This is a genomic window from Gilliamella sp. B14384G12, assembly GCF_016101825.1.
In the GTDB taxonomy this organism is placed as follows: Bacteria; Pseudomonadota; Gammaproteobacteria; order Enterobacterales; family Orbaceae; genus Gilliamella; species Gilliamella apicola_N.
Map to the genome: position 1 here is coordinate 343,993 of NZ_JACFPU010000001.1, position 14,311 is coordinate 358,303.

13 protein-coding genes, 1 tRNA gene and 1 other RNA gene are annotated in these 14,311 nt (G+C 34.0%); 12 read left to right on the top strand and 3 right to left on the bottom strand.

Features of this window, described 5'->3' with window-relative positions:
• The first annotated feature begins 3 nt into the window (after positions 1-3).
• The 3 genes from rng (at position 4) to H3S73_RS01570 (ending at position 3,743) form a co-directional block, all read left to right on the top strand.
• Positions 4-1,479: a ribonuclease G gene (gene rng / locus H3S73_RS01560; RefSeq protein WP_198227033.1), complete on the top strand. Its 1,476-nt coding sequence runs from the start codon at positions 4-6 to the stop codon at positions 1,477-1,479.
• A 107-nt stretch (positions 1,480-1,586) separates the two neighbouring features.
• Positions 1,587-3,044 (top strand): metalloprotease TldD, encoded by a 1,458-nt coding sequence (gene tldD, locus H3S73_RS01565; protein WP_198235725.1) that lies wholly within the window; start codon positions 1,587-1,589, stop codon positions 3,042-3,044.
• A gap of 30 nt (positions 3,045-3,074) precedes the next feature.
• The gene (locus tag H3S73_RS01570; RefSeq protein ID WP_198227037.1) at positions 3,075-3,743 is read left to right on the top strand and encodes a DedA family protein; all 669 of its coding nucleotides are present in this window, start codon (positions 3,075-3,077) and stop codon (positions 3,741-3,743) included.
• Between the two features lie 26 nt (positions 3,744-3,769).
• On the opposite strand, the gene rnpB is transcribed toward H3S73_RS01570, so the two are convergent.
• The 3 genes from rnpB to H3S73_RS01585 form a co-directional block, all read right to left on the bottom strand.
• An RNA gene (gene rnpB, locus H3S73_RS01575) (RNase P RNA component class A) lies at positions 3,770-4,158 on the bottom strand.
• A 201-nt stretch (positions 4,159-4,359) separates the two neighbouring features.
• Positions 4,360-4,722: an outer membrane protein assembly factor BamE gene (locus tag H3S73_RS01580; protein WP_198235726.1), complete on the bottom strand. Its 363-nt coding sequence runs from the start codon at positions 4,720-4,722 to the stop codon at positions 4,360-4,362.
• 140 nt (positions 4,723-4,862) lie between these two features.
• Positions 4,863-5,183 (bottom strand): helix-turn-helix domain-containing protein, encoded by a 321-nt coding sequence (locus H3S73_RS01585; protein WP_198235727.1) that lies wholly within the window; start codon positions 5,181-5,183, stop codon positions 4,863-4,865.
• Between the two features lie 178 nt (positions 5,184-5,361).
• On the opposite strand from H3S73_RS01585, the gene H3S73_RS01590 reads away from it, so the two are divergent.
• From H3S73_RS01590 to rpsO, 9 genes are all read left to right on the top strand, one after another.
• On the top strand, positions 5,362-5,718 hold the full coding sequence (locus H3S73_RS01590; RefSeq protein WP_198227044.1) for a DNA-binding protein: 357 nt from the start codon (positions 5,362-5,364) through the stop codon (positions 5,716-5,718).
• A 69-nt stretch (positions 5,719-5,787) separates the two neighbouring features.
• Positions 5,788-6,336, top strand: coding sequence for an RNA chaperone ProQ (proQ, locus tag H3S73_RS01595; protein ID WP_198227046.1), 549 nt, complete (start codon positions 5,788-5,790; stop codon positions 6,334-6,336).
• Between the two features lie 9 nt (positions 6,337-6,345).
• Positions 6,346-8,421 (top strand): carboxy terminal-processing peptidase, encoded by a 2,076-nt coding sequence (gene prc, locus H3S73_RS01600; RefSeq protein WP_198235728.1) that lies wholly within the window; start codon positions 6,346-6,348, stop codon positions 8,419-8,421.
• A 197-nt stretch (positions 8,422-8,618) separates the two neighbouring features.
• Positions 8,619-8,706, top strand: a tRNA-Ser gene (locus tag H3S73_RS01605).
• Positions 8,707-8,857: 151 nt separating this feature from the next.
• The gene (prmB, locus tag H3S73_RS01610; protein ID WP_198227050.1) at positions 8,858-9,751 is read left to right on the top strand and encodes a 50S ribosomal protein L3 N(5)-glutamine methyltransferase; all 894 of its coding nucleotides are present in this window, start codon (positions 8,858-8,860) and stop codon (positions 9,749-9,751) included.
• A 28-nt stretch (positions 9,752-9,779) separates the two neighbouring features.
• Positions 9,780-10,853, top strand: coding sequence for a chorismate synthase (aroC, locus tag H3S73_RS01615; RefSeq protein WP_086308149.1), 1,074 nt, complete (start codon positions 9,780-9,782; stop codon positions 10,851-10,853).
• Positions 10,850-11,602: a TSUP family transporter gene (locus tag H3S73_RS01620; protein ID WP_198235729.1), complete on the top strand. Its 753-nt coding sequence runs from the start codon at positions 10,850-10,852 to the stop codon at positions 11,600-11,602. Before aroC ends, H3S73_RS01620 begins: the two co-directional genes overlap by 4 nt.
• Positions 11,603-12,802: 1,200 nt before the next feature.
• Complete coding sequence (locus tag H3S73_RS01625; protein ID WP_065739151.1) at positions 12,803-13,726, top strand: LysR family transcriptional regulator; 924 nt, start codon at positions 12,803-12,805, stop codon at positions 13,724-13,726.
• Positions 13,727-13,875: 149 nt separating this feature from the next.
• Positions 13,876-14,145, top strand: coding sequence for a 30S ribosomal protein S15 (gene rpsO / locus H3S73_RS01630; protein ID WP_025316125.1), 270 nt, complete (start codon positions 13,876-13,878; stop codon positions 14,143-14,145).
• Positions 14,146-14,311: the final 166 nt, after the last annotated feature.

Sequence of the window (14,311 nt, forward strand, 5' to 3'; positions counted from 1 at the left end):
TGTATGTCTGTTGAATTATTAATGAACGTAACTCCGTCTGAAACACGAGTTGCTTATATTGAAGATGGTGTATTGCAAGAAATTCACGTTGATCGTGAATCACGTCGAGGTATTGTCGGTAATATTTATAAAGGAAAAATTATTCGTATTTTACCTGGTATGCAGGCCGCATTTGTCGATATTGGACTTGAAAAGGCTGCATTTTTACATGCATCAGATATCATGCCACATACTGAATGTGTGTCAGATTCAGAACAAGAGCAATTCCAAGTAAAAGATATTTCTGAACTAGTCCGTCAAGGACAAGATTTAATGGTACAAGTTGTTAAAGATCCCTTAGGAACTAAGGGCGCTCGACTCACAACTGATATTACTTTACCATCACGTTATTTAGTGTTGATGCCAGGTCAAAATTCTGCACATGTAGCTACTTCTCAACGCATAGAAAGTGAAGAAGAGCGTCAAAGGCTAAAACATATTGTTGAACAATATGTAACCCCAGACGGTGGTTTTATTGTTAGAACTGCTGCCGAGGGTGCAAATGCTCATGAGCTTGAGCAAGATGCAAATTTTTTAAAACGGCTATGGGCTAAAATTCAAGAACGAATGGCTCGTCCTACCAGTAAAAATCTAGTTTATGGTGAGTTAGCTTTATCACAGCGAGTGTTAAGAGACTTTGTTGGTGATCCAATCGAACGTATTTTAGTTGATTCTAAATTGACTTACGATCTTCTCGTCGATTTTACTCAAGAGTTTATGCCTGAAGTCACTAATAAACTCTTTCATTATCGTGGTAATATCCCAATATTTGATCTATATGATACTGAAAATGAGATTCAACGAGCATTAGACCGCAAAGTTAAACTGAAATCGGGTGGTTATTTAATTATTGACCAAACCGAAGCCATGACAACAATTGATATTAATACTGGTGCATTTGTTGGTCATCGAAATTTAGAAGAGACAATCTTTAACACTAATATAGAGGCAACCATTGCTATTGCGCGTCAATTAAGATTACGCAATTTAGGTGGTATTATTATTATTGATTTTATCGATATGCAAGAAAATTTGCATCGAGAACGTGTATTACAATCATTGCAGGATTTTTTATCGAAAGATCGAGCCAGAACGACAATTAATTCATTTTCTACATTGGGATTAGTAGAAATGACACGTAAACGAACTCGTGAAAGTATTGGGCACATTTTATGTGAAGAATGTCCTGCTTGTAAGGGACGAGGGATAGTGAAATCAGTTGAAACTGTTTGCAATGAAATTCTACGTGAAATTGTTAGAGTATATAAAGCTCATCGTTCTGAATATTTTTTAGTATACGCTTCATCTGCTGTTGCTAATGCTTTAACTATTGATGAATCACATGCACTAGCAGAAGTTGAAGTCTTTGTTGGTAAAAGAGTTGAAGTAAAAATTGAACCACTTTATATTCAAGAACAATATGATGTAGTATTAATGTAAAGCAATACTTTGTTAAAAAATTTCAGATTAACTATACGTTTGAGTATAAGAAGAATAATGGATATATATCAAAAATATATCATTATAAATTAAAATTTAAGGAATTTATGATAGTAACTCAAGTGAGTGAACGGCTACTCACCCCTAATAATTTAAGCCATCAAGATATTTCACATTTGCTCGATATGTTAAGTTCAAGACAAATTGATTTTGGTGATTTATACTTTTTATCTGGTTATTACGAAAGCTGGGTACTGGAAGATAGCATTATTAAAAATGCATCTTTCCATCGTGATCAGGGTGTTGGTGTTCGTGCAGTTGTTGGCGAAAAAACAGGTTTTGCTTATACTGATCAGCTCTCCCTAAATCGTTTAGAACAGAGTGTATTGGCTGCTAATTCAATTACTAAGCAGCAAACCCCAATTGTTGTCACGCCTTTTAAAACGGCTAAAACGGTACCAATATATGCATCAATCAATCCAATTAACTCTTTTTCTCAAGAGCAAAAGATTGCATTGTTACGACACATTGATCAGTTAGCAAGGTCAATTGACAAAAATGTAATTGAAGTATCAGCCAGTTTAACTGGTAGTTATGAAGATATTTTGATTGCAGGTACTGATGGTACACTATGCGCCGATGTCCGTCCATTAGTACGTTTATCTGTATCGGTCATTGTCGAAAAAGACGGGAAACGTGAGCGTGGTGGTAGTGGCGGTGGGGGTCGTTTTGGTTATGAGTATTTTTTAAATATTAATCCTAAAACGTCTGAAAGCTTTGCTGATAGTTATACTCGAGAAGCAGTGAGATTAGCATTAGTTTCATTGTCAGCTAAAGCTGCCCCAGCAGGTACAATGCCTGTAATTTTAGGTGCGGGTTGGCCAGGAGTACTACTTCATGAAGCGGTAGGGCATGGTTTAGAAGGTGATTTTAATCGCAAAAACAGCTCGGTATTCTCAGGAAAAATTGGTGAAAAAGTCACGTCAGAACTCTGTACCATTGTAGATGATGGAACAATTGAAAATCGCAGGGGGTCATTATCAATTGATGACGAAGGTACCGTAAGTCAAAAAACCGTTCTTATCGAAAATGGTATTTTAAAAGGTTATATGTTTGATAAGACTAATGCTAAATTGATGAACACACATTCAACCGGCAATGGTCGTCGTGAAGGATATGCATGCTTACCTATGCCAAGAATGACTAACACTTATATGTTAGCAGGGGAATCAACTTTCGACGATATTATCAATAGCGTTGACTATGGCCTTTATGCACCTAATTTTTCGGGAGGTCAGGTTGATATCACTTCTGGTAAGTTTGTATTTTCAACATCAGAAGCCTATTTAATTGAAAAAGGAAAAATAACTACGCCAGTTAAGGGCGCAACATTAATTGGTTCCGGCATTGAAACCATGCAACAAATATCGATGGTAGGGAATGATCTCACATTAGATTCAGGTGTTGGTATTTGTGGTAAAGCAGGACAAAGTGTTCCGGTAGGTGTAGGACAGCCCACTTTAAAAGTGAATAATTTAACCGTTGGTGGAACGATTAATAATTAAAAACTATAAATAAAATGGGAAATTAAATAGATGGAAACAATCATCAATCTTTATCATGCTTTTATTAATATGGATATTGCAACTTTATCAAATCCTAATGTGCTTTGGACGCTTTATGGTATGTTATTTGTTGTCATCTTATTAGAAAATGGTGTATTACCCGCAGCATTTTTACCGGGCGATAGTTTATTATTCTTAACTGGTGTATTGATTAGTCTTGATGTTTTTCATTTTGGTTTAATAAATGTTATTTTAATTGCAGGAGCTGCTTTAGGTACTTGGTTAGGTTATATACAAGGTCTTTGGTTGGGCAACACTAAGCTAGTACAGGGCTGGATGGAGCATATTCCTGAAAAATATCATAAAAAATCAGAAATGTTATTTCATAAATATGGATTGCAAGCTCTATTTATTGGGCGATTTATTGCTTTTGTACGTACATTATTACCAATGATGGCGGGATTATCAGGACTGCATAGTCGAAAATTTCATATTTATAACTGGATCAGTGCGACATTATGGATTTTCTTAATTGTAACATTAGGTTATTTATTTGGTTTATCTCCATTCTTTAATAAATATGAAAAACAAATAATGTCTCTTCTTATGTTGATTCCAGTTTTTCTATTGGTATTAGGATTAATTTTCTCTTTATGGCTAGCATTTAAACGTTGGTCTGCAAAGAAGAAGCAATTTTAATATTAAAGATAAATTTATAAAGAAGAGGGCGAAATTAACCGATAAGCCGGGTTCTGTCGTGGACAATCATTCCTCTAGGCTAATACTCACGCATTAGCTCAAGCAGTCTACCCGGATTCAACGCGGGCCGCGCCAATGAATCCCTATTTGACCTTGCTCCGAGTGGAGTTTACCGTGCCACAACTGTTACCAGTTGCGCGGTGCGCTCTTACCGCACCCTTTCACCCTTACCTGTACTTATAAATAAGTCATCGGCGGTATACTTTCTGTTGCACTAGTCGTGAATGTTTGCTCACGCCAACATCCCCCAGGCGTTACCTGGCACTCTGCCCTATGGAGCCCGGACTTTCCTCCCCTCTGTTTGTCTCCTTTTTACAAAGGACTACAACAAAGCAGCGATTGTCTGGTTAATTTCATCAATGAGTATAACTTAATGTATGATTTTGTCCAGTAATGTCGGTTTTTGAATAGGCAGGTGGATAAAGTATATACTTTTTTATACAGATATTGCCGGAAAAGGTAGGATCATACTTGATGATGCATCAATTAATTAACTTGCTCACTCTAATAGCACATTATAACAATGTGCTATCGGTATTAGATAAAGTAAGTTTAACTACCATCTTTTTTGTTCATGATTTTCATTATAATTATACCAAGTTACAACACCTTTCGAAATGATAACTTCCAGTGTTCCGCTAATAGTATTAGATTGGGTTTCGCCAATAATTAAATGGCTGGTTGAAATCTTTCTAATATATTTGTATGTCCATTGTACTTCATCAGAATTAATCACTTTCTTACTTACTGGTTCACCAAATAATGATATTATTTGTGACTCAGTTGTTGAACCTTCAACTATACTACTAACTTTGTCTTTACTTAGTGGTGTACCTTGTTCTATAAAATTATTTTGTGAACAACTCGATAATATTATTATTGAGAATAAAGCGATAAAGAACTTCTTAACATTTTTCATTATATTGTAGCCTGATAATTAATGTTTTTTCTCCATGTATGTGAATGATACCATATGTTTGGTAACGTTCAAGATCAACTAAAATTTAATCTATAATGAATATAGAAAATATTTTATTTCTATATGTTTCCATAGTTTCATCATTCTTTATTAATTTTTTTTCGTTTACTCGTTGATTTTCGTTTTTTCTTCTTCTTTGTGGTGGTTGTAAGTCGTAATACGCGTTTTATCGGTTCGTTGGTGATTGAATCAATATAACGGCTTGGCCAAATTTCATTAGGCTCTAAATCTAGCGCTTGGGCAATAATGAACTCTCCTTTTGTCCAAGGTCGAGCTAAAGCACTACTAAGCGTTGATGAACTTAGACCTGATTGTCGAGATAGATTAGCAAGAGTTGTCCCCTTCTTTTTTAGTGCGGCAATAATGTCTGCAGGATGCCAATCACTAGAATTTATTTTCATTTTTTATTTCCTCTTTGTTTATAACCTTGTATATCTATGTTATGCTTTGATGTTACTAAAACAAGTAAGTTTATAATCTAACTATAGTTATTTATGATTTCTTGTTTCTTATTTATTGTATCAAAGTTTCTTTAATTTCTGTATTTTTTTCTTATTGTGTTGAAATGGGATAATAAAAATGAAAGAATGGTTCTCATCAAAAGAGCTATTAAGTATTGCCGGGATGCCATCAACGATACAAGGTGTTAATCGTAAAGCAAGATCTGAAAATTGGACTGCACGCAAAAGAACAGGTGTTCGAGGAAAGGCTTTAGAATATCATATAAATAGCTTACCTCTTAGTGTCAAAAGAGCATTGTATCTTGAGGAAGAAAGTGCAACTTATGTTGTTCCGCCAATTGACCCATTGCAAATATGGATGACAGCATTTGAACAGTTATCTGTTGATGAAAAGTCAATTGTTATATCATGGTTGATGCGAAATGGTATTAAAGATTTTATAAGTTTTATCAATAAACATAAAAAAGATAGTTAGTGTTATTGCCCAAGCTGCGATATACTCTAACGCTAGTAAAAAATCAATTTAGTTGCTATGGAATAAACAATGGAAAGTCAGTTTCAATTAACAAATAGTAAAGATATTATTGCATATTTAACTCAACAATTTCCAAATTGTTTTACTCTCGAAGGTGAAGCGAAACCTCTAAAAATTGGAATTTTTCAAGATATCCTTTCACGATTGGATAGTGAAGCACTAAGTAAAACAAAACTTCGCGTTGCTTTACGCGCTTATACAATGAGTTGGCGTTATTTATACAGCATTAAAGAAGGTGCTCATCGTATTGATTTAGATGGAAATCCAGATGAGATTATAAGCAAAGAACAAATGGAATATGCCCAACAACAGCTAAAAGAAAGTAAGCAGAAAGCAAAAGAGCGTTTAAAAGAACGGACACAAAAAGAAAAACGTAAAAATCCACGTCCCCCAGTGAAAAAAGCTAAAACTTTAAAAGTGGGTGACTATGTTAAAGTAATATTAGGCAATAAACCGTTAAGAGTACAAATCATTAATATTGAAAAAGAGCATATCAAAGTAAATGTTGGCTCTGGAATGGAATTAACTGTTAAACCAGAACATATTATTACTAAATAGAGAATTTGAATGAATAAATTACTCAAAGGCACTATTAAATTAAGCCTTGCATTATGTATTTTAAGTTTGAGTGTTCATGCCAAACAGCCTGACATGGAATCATTACCAGTACTTAAACAGGATGATGTTCATCAAGTCGTAGCTAAGCGAGTAACGAACTTTTTTACTCAAGCTCATTATCGTAACTTTGCATTAGACGGTGCATTTTCAGCTAAAATTTTTGATCGCTATTTTAAAATGTTAGATGGTAGTAAAGCGATATTTATTCAAAGTGATGTCGATACTTTTCGCAATCGGCAAGAGTTATTAGGTCAAGAATTATTAGATGGTAATTTAAAAACTGCTTACGATATTTATAATCTTGCAATGTATAAACGTTATGAACGTTATAAGTATGCGCTTAAAGTTTTACAATCCCCAATGGATTTTTCTACTAACGATGAAATTGATTTTAATCGTGAAGATATATCTTGGCCAACCACTGAAAAAGAGCTCGACTCTTATTGGGATAAGCGCGTTAAATATGATGAACTTAGTTTATCTTTATCTGGAAAAAATGAAACTCAAATTCGAGAAACGTTAACCAAACGTTATAACCGAGTTTTAAAAACCATTGAACAATCAAATAATGAAGATGCTTTTCAAGTATTTATGAATGCACTTGCGCGTGAAATTGATCCTCATACCAGTTATTTAGCGCCACGTAAAAAGCGTGATTTTGATTCTGAAATGAGTTTATCTTTTGAAGGTATCGGTGCAACGCTTAGCCAAGAAGATGATTATACAGTAATCATGTCTTTTGTTACTGGTGGTCCGGCTGAGAAAAGTAAATCGATTGCCGTTGGTGATAAAATCATTGGTGTTGGGCAAAGTAATTCTCCAATAGAAGATGTAATTGGTTGGCGTTTAGATGATATCGTTGACAAAATTCGTGGTCCTAAAGGAACAGTGGTTAAACTCGAAATATTACCTGCCGGTAATAACAGCAAATCAAAAGTTATTGAGCTTACTCGAGATAAGATTCACTTTGAAGATCGTGAAGCAAAATTAAATATTGTTGATAATCAAAGAGGAAAAGTTGGTGTTATTGATATACCAAGTTTTTATATGGGTTTAACCGACAAAGTTGAATCACTTTTGTTGGAAGCCAATAAAGCTAAGTTACAAGGTCTGGTTATCGATTTACGTAATAATGGTGGTGGTTCGTTAGCTGAAGTTATCTCTTTGACAGGACTTTTTATAGATTATGGACCAGTTGTTCAAGTTCGTGATAATCTTCAAAAAGTTATTGTTTATGATGATAAAAATAAAGGCATCGAATATACAGGCCCGATTGTTGTAATGGTTAATCGTTATAGTGCTTCTGCTTCCGAGATATTTGCCGCGGCATTGCAAGATTATGGTCGAGCTGTAATAGTTGGTGAAACAACTTATGGTAAAGGGACGGTGCAAACCTCTCGAAATATTGCTTATCAAACTGATGCTAGACTTCATCCTAATTGGCCTGAGCTCGGTGGTGTTCAGTATACCGTGCAAAAATTTTATCGTATCAATGGTGATAGTACACAACTTAAAGGTGTCGAGCCTGATATTGAAATGAGTAAAACTAAATATGACGATGAAACCGGTGAACGTTTCTTAGATAACGCTATGCCGTGGGATAAAATTCCATCATCTGAATATTTAACTCTAACTAATATAAAACCAATATTGCCTTATTTGAAATCAGAACATTTAGCACGAATTTCAAATAATCCAGAGTTTGTCTATATTGATCAGGATATTAAAGAGCTTAATGATAAAAAGGATCGTCGATATATTGTGTCTCTCAATAAAAAGAATCGTGAAGCAGAACAAAAAAGTTATGAAAATCGCGATTTAAAAAGAATGAATGAACGTTTAGCTCGAGAAGGCAAACCTCCTATTACTAAATTAGAAGATTTACCTAAAGATTATAAGCAACCCGATGCTTATCTAAACGAATCAGTTGAAATATTGTTGGATTTGATATCTAAATACCCAAATATTGAAGATAAAAAATTAACTCAAGAGATTATTTCACTTAGATCACCTATTAAAAACTAGATGAATAAATATTAAAACGATTGGAGATAATAAACATGTGTACAGATTTGAAATACGCTTTAATGACTGCAACTGCAATTGTATCGGTTTTGATTGTGTTTGGCGCCATTGTTTGCATGAATTAAAAAAGCTTGATTAATTCGCTTGGGATTATTATAGTATGCAACCTGCTCTTCTAAAGCAGGTTGTAAATAGATGGTGAGGTGTCCGAGTGGTTGAAGGAGCACGCCTGGAAAGTGTGTATACGGCAACGTATCAAGGGTTCGAATCCCTTCCTCACCGCCATATTAATTTTTAGTTATTGGAAGTGGAAAGCCTTTTTGCTCATCGTGATTGTTATTAGTCACTTTCAATATTAATTTAGTGCATTTCCTCATTATAATGTGATCGGAAGTGACGAGTAATACCTTCCCTCTCCTTAATCATTGGAGCCATTATGGAAAACTTACGCACGGTTCAGGATTTTATACGCTGGACATCATCACAACTTAGTCTATCAGATGTTTTCTTAGGTCACGGAACAGATAATCCTATCGATGAAGCTAAACAACTTATCTTAGCCACTTTGGGTTTATCATTGTTTATTCCTACCGAATTTTATTCTGCAAATCTTACCAATGACGAAAAACAAGAGCTTTTCGATATTATCCAAAAACGGATTAGTGATCGAGTGCCAACGCCATATTTAACTAATCAAGCTTGGTTTTGTGGACACAGTTTTTACATTGATGAACGTGTATTGATTCCACGTTCTCCGATTGGTGAATTAATTGATAATCATTTCCAATCTTTATTATCACAGCCACCCCAACAGATTTTAGATCTCTGTACAGGTAGCGGCTGTATTGGTATTGCTTGTGCTTATGCTTTTCCTGAGGCACAAGTTGACATCACTGATATTTCATTAGAAGCGTTGGATGTAGCACAACAAAATATTGACTTGCACGAAATGAATTTTCGAGTTACACCAATGCTATCTGATTTATTCAATGATATTCCAGCAAAACAATATGATCTTATTGTTACTAATCCTCCTTATGTTGATAATGAAGATATGGACGATTTGCCTGATGAATTTTCCTATGAACCAAAATTAGCACTTGAAGCCGGATTTGATGGTTTAGACATCGTTAAACGAATTTTAAGTGATGCAATTAATTATCTATCACCACAAGGAATATTAGTTTGTGAAGTAGGAAATAGCTGGGTTAGCTTACAAGAACAATATCCTCAAGTTCCTTTTAATTGGTTGGAATTTGAACGTGGCGGATTAGGTGTTTTTTCTATCACGCGTGAAGAATTAATTCAATATCAACACTGTTTTAAATAAGCTGTTTTTAATATACGGAAAAATTATTATGGCTGGAAACTCAATTGGAAAATTATTCAAAGTTACAACATTTGGAGAGTCACATGGCATTGCGCTAGGTTGTGTTGTTGATGGCGTTCCGCCTGGTCTTGCTTTGACTGAATCAGATATGCAATATGATCTTGATCGTCGTCGTCCTGGTTCATCGCGTTATACCACTCAAAGGCGTGAAGCTGACCAAGTAAAAATCTTATCAGGCGTTTTTGATGGAGTAACAACGGGAACCAGTATCGGCCTATTGATCGAAAATACCGATCAACGTTCACAAGACTACAGCCAAATTAAGGATATTTTTAGACCGAGTCATGCAGATTACACTTATCAACATAAATATGGGATTCGCGATTACCGAGGAGGAGGGCGTTCTTCCGCGCGTGAAACTGCTATGCGAGTTGCGGCAGGTGCAATAGCAAAAAAATATTTGCATGAAAAATTAGGGATTACCATTCGTGGCTATCTAGCTCAAATGGGTGAGATAAAATGTCAATTAAAAGATTGGCAACAAGTTGAACAAAATCCATTTTTTTGTGCTGATGAAAGTAAACTTGATGAGCTAGATCAATTATTAAGATCATTAAAAAAAGAAGGCGATTCAATCGGTGCTAAAGTTTGTATTGTTGCTGAAAATGTACCTGTTGGTTTAGGTGAGCCTGTTTTTGATAGATTAGATGCCGAACTAGCTCATGCACTCATGAGTATTAATGCCGTAAAAGGTGTAGAAATTGGTGATGGCTTTGATGTTATCAATAAACGTGGTAGTGAAAACCGTGATGAAATAACGCCACAAGGTTTTTTATCTAATCATGCCGGTGGTATTTTGGGTGGAATTAGCTCAGGGCAAACTATTTTAGCCAGTATTGCATTAAAACCGACGCCGAGTATTGAAATTGCTGGTCAATCAATTAATATTCATGGTGAAAGTGTTGAAGTATCAACACATGGCAGGCATGATCCATGCGTAGGTATAAGAGCCGTGCCAATTGCTGAAGCAATGGTCGCTATTGTTTTAATGGATCACTATCTTCGTTATCGCGCTCAGTGTAATGATGTAAATGAATTATGAGTTATGAACTACTTTTATTATTATTTGCTATTGCTGCTTTAGCTGGATTTATCGATTCAATTGCTGGTGGTGGAGGATTATTAACCGTACCAGCATTATTGGCGGTTGGTTTATCACCAGCAAGTGCATTAGCCACCAACAAATTGCAAAGTTGTGGTGGTTCATTTTCTGCGAGCCTCTATTTTATACGGCAAAGGATGGTTGATTTAAACCAACAAAAATGGGCAATTGTAGCGGCTTTTGTTGGTTCAGCCATCGGTACAATATCGGTAATGCATATCCAAACCGATTTTTTGAAATTATTGCTGCCAATATTAACGATTAGTGTAGGGTTATATTTTTTATTATCCCCAACGATTGGAGAAAGTGATCGTAAAAGTCGTTTTTCTGTTCTCCAATTTGCTCTTATTCCTGCATTAAGTATTGGTTTTTATGATGGCTTTTTTGGACCAGGTGCCGGATCATTTTATGCTTTAGCATATATTACATTGGCAGGATTTAATCTAACCAAAGCTACCGCCCACACTAAAGTACTTAACTTCACCTCAAATTTAGCTGGATTACTATTTTTTATTATGGGCGGGCAAGTGGTATGGTCGATTGGTCTTGTCATGCTGGTTGGTCAGTTTATTGGTGCAAGATTAGGCGCTAAAATGGTTATTGCTAAAGGGCGTAAATTAATAAGACCAATGCTTATTACGGTTTCTACTATTATGAGCATTAAACTGATTTATGAAAATTTCTTTTAGAAAGTGTCGTTCAAATTGTTGAATCCTGTATAACAGCAAAAAAAGAGATATTGCAGAATTTATATAAGATTAGTTTGCGATTTAAGTAGTAACAAACTTACTACAATAATCGCAAAAGCGATTATGTTTATAAACTCAGCTTTTTTAACTTGTTTTAATATTGAAATGTCGATTGATTTTAAATAAATTATTAGAACAATAAACTTCCGGAAAAATAAAAAATCTAAAATTAACCAATATTATTCTTAAATCCTGTCTTTTACTCTAATTTCTCAATACTATTTTTTAAACTTTACTGCAAATAATAAATGAAATTTACCGTAGTCTATATTACAAGTTGTTATTTAAAACAAATTGACGAGTTTCTAGCTTATAAAATAGGGAGCGAATACATTAAATAAAACCCAGAGTTTATCCCAGAGAACTGGCTATTATTTTTAACCGCATTCAACGCCAGCTCGGTTTATTCCCATGTGTATAGGTAACAGACCAATTATAATTTATTGTTTTATTATTAAAATAGAGCATGCAAATTTGCACACAACTTTTTTGTGTTTTTTAAGCGATCTTATAATTTTATAATGTCATCGGAGTTAAATATGATATAAGCCGAAAATATTTATTTTTCACAATATATATCTATTTAGAACCATTGTAAAAAAGTTTGAGGTCACGCCTATGTTTCAGCAAAAAACTTTTATTAAATTCAGTTATTAACTGATAACAATAATAATATAAATCAAATAATTGATATAAAAAATACGGCATTTATCAGTCTCGTTTTTAACTGTTATTTATTTTTTTGTAAAAAAGTTTGAGGTCATGCCTACGTTTCAGCAAAAAACTTTTATTAAATTCAGTTATTAACGGATAACAATAATAAAATAAGATAAATCAGATAATTAATTTAAAAAATACGGCGTTTATCAGTCTCATTTTTAACTATTATTTATTTTTTGTAAAAAAGTTTGAGGTCACGCCTATGTTTCAGTAAAAATTTATTAATAGTATGTTTCATACATTTTATCGAATCATCTTTTGATAAAGATTATCTAAAGTTTAAATCAAATGGCATAAAATTCATTGCATACAATTTTTGCTATGTAAGTTATGATGTATAGGATATTTTAGATAAGCAAATAATTATAAAGCTTGTTTAATTTAACCTATTTTACTTTTGACGATAATCTATTTGATGTTATGAAATTACAACAATTACGTTATATTTTAGAAATTGCTCGCTCAGGTTCAATTAATGAAGCGGCTAAAAATTTATATATTACTCAACCGAGTTTATCAACCGCCGTAAAAGAGTTAGAGGCTGAATTTGGTATTGAGATTTTTGTTCGAACATCAAAAGGGGTTTCACTTTCAACTGATGGTGTAGAGTTTTTAGGGTATGCTAAACAAGTTTTAGATCAAGCTGAACTATTAGAACAGCATTATGCTAAAAAAGAGCCCTCTAAACAGCTGTGTAGCATTTCAACTCAGCACTATGCTTTTGCGGTAAATGCATTTGTTAATTTGATTAAAAAAAATCACACAGATGAATATGAATTTACCTTAAGAGAAACCCGAACTTACGATATTATTACTGATGTGGCTAATTTACGTAGTGAAGTTGGCATCTTATATATTAACGATTTTAACCAAAAGGTGATCTTGCGTTTATTGAAAGAACATCGGCTAACGTTTAACCCATTATTTGAAGCAGATCCTCACGTATTTATCAGTACCAATCATCCTTTATCTGATATGAAATCGCTAACTTTAAATGATTTAGAAGAGTATCCTTACTTATCGTTTGAACAAGGTGAGTATAATTCGTTTTATTTTTCGGAAGAGATTTTGAGTACGGAATACCATAAAAAAAGTATCCATGTTAGCGATAGAGCAACTTTATTCAATCTACTACATGGCCTGAATGGTTATACTATAAGTACTGGAGTATTGAGCAAGGATTTAAATGGCTCTGATATTTTATCTATACCGCTCAAAGTCAAAGAAAAAATCTTAGTAGGATGGATCACATCTCAAAAAGTACAATTGAGTATGTCGGCACAAAATTACATTGAAGCACTTAAAAAACTCATTCAAGAAGAATATGGCTTTACTCTCAAGTAATACCAATGCAAAAGGAACAAATCAAATTGCTATTTCGGTAAATTCTAGTATAATTGCGCACGATTCATATATCTAATATATGAATATCGAGGAGTGTCTGAATTAGAGATCGGTCATTCCATATTTTATGTTAATTTAAGAGGTTTATTATGTCTCTAACTGTAGAAGCTAAAGCGAAAATCGTTGCCGACTTTGGTCGTGGTACTAACGACACTGGTTCAACTGAAGTTCAAGTTGCACTTTTAACTGCACGTATTAATGACTTACAAGGTCATTTTTCTGAACATAAGAAAGATCACCATAGCCGTCGTGGTTTGTTACGCATGGTATCTAGCCGTCGTAAATTATTAGATTATTTACGTCGTAAAGATTTCGATCGTTATAGCCAATTGATTCAAAAATTAGGTTTACGTCGCTAATTTATAATCTACTTGAAAAGAGGCTTAGGCCTCTTTTTCGTTGTGAAAAATTAGGGCTCTGATATAATGCTGAGCTCAAAAGTAAAAGATTATATCTCATGTTTCGCGCGACTAATGAGAGCTCTATAATTTATAGATTTGTCATTAGTCGTGACAGTGAAATAAT